Origin of the sequence: Pseudorhodoferax soli (genome assembly GCF_003337555.1) — a bacterium.
Classification (GTDB): Bacteria; Pseudomonadota; Gammaproteobacteria; order Burkholderiales; family Burkholderiaceae_C; genus Pseudorhodoferax; species Pseudorhodoferax soli.
This window is the reverse complement of the sequence record NZ_QPJK01000029.1, coordinates 1-1183: the sequence shown is the minus strand read 5'-3', so window position 1 is coordinate 1183 and position 1183 is coordinate 1. Positions and strand designations below refer to the sequence as shown.

The following is a 1183-nucleotide window of genomic DNA, read 5'->3' as shown; positions in this document are numbered from 1 at the left end:
CGCGCAGCGCCTGCGGGCGGCGACGCCCATTCCGACTGAGGACCTGCGGCATGCACAAGGTCAGCACCACCATCGACCGCGCGCAGCACACCGTGCTGGTGGTGGACGACAGTCCCGCCACGCGCTATTCCACCTGCCGCATCCTGCGCGCGGCGGGCTTCCGGACGGTGGAGGCGCTGACCGGCGCCGAAGGCCTGGAGCGGGCCCGAGCCGGCGGCATCTCGGCCGCAGTGCTGGACGTGCACCTGCCCGACATGGACGGCTTCACCGTCTGCCGCATGCTGCGCGAGCTGCCCGAGACCGTGGTGCTGCCCGTGCTGCACCTGTCGGCCACCTACATCGAGAGTTCGGACAAGGTGGCCGGCCTGAACTCCGGCGCCGACGCGTACCTGGAGCACCCGGTCGAGCCGGCCGTGCTGGTGGCCACGCTGCAGGCGCTGATCCGCGCGCGCATCGCCGAGGAACAGTTGCGCGTGAGCGAGCAGCGCTACAAGCAGCTGCTGCTGGAACGCGAGCAGGCCGCGCGCGCCAATGCGGAACGCCACAGCCGCACGAAGGACGACTTCGTCGCCGTGCTCTCGCACGAGCTGCGCAACCCGCTCAACGCCATCCTCATGAACGTGCACGTGCTGCTGCGCAAGCCGCAGACGCCGGACATCGCCAAGGGCCTGGACGCCATCCGCCGCAATGCGCAGACCCAGGCCCGGATCATCTCGGACATCCTGGACGTCTCGCGCATCAACTCGGGCAAGCTGGGGCTGCAGCGCGAGCTGGCCGACCCCGTCGCGCTGGTGCAGTCCTCCATCGACGCGATGCGCCAGCAGCTGGGCAGCCGCGAACTGCAGCTGGAACTGGACCTGCAGCCCACCGGCCCGGTGCTGCTGGACCCGGCGCGGTTCCAGCAGATCTTCTGGAACATCTTCAACAACGCCATCAAGTTCTCGAACCCGGGCGGCACCGTGCGCGTGGTGCTCTCCCGCAGCGCCGAGTGGCTGGAACTGACGGTGACGGACCAGGGCAAGGGCATCGCGCCGGCCTTCCTGGACCGCGTGTTCGAGAAGTTCACGCAGAGCGAAGCGCCGGGCAAGCGCGCCAGCGGCGGCCTGGGGCTGGGCCTGTCCATCGTCAAGCACCTGGCCGAGCTGCACGGCGGTGGTGTGGAACTGAGCAGCCCGGGCCTGGA

General features: G+C 70.0%; 1 protein-coding gene. It reads left to right on the top strand.

The annotated features are described in order from the left end of the window. Positions 1–50: 50 nt before the first annotated feature. Positions 51–1183: hybrid sensor histidine kinase/response regulator (locus DES41_RS37655; protein WP_147283072.1), on the top strand; the 1133-nt coding region annotated here is incomplete at its 3' end.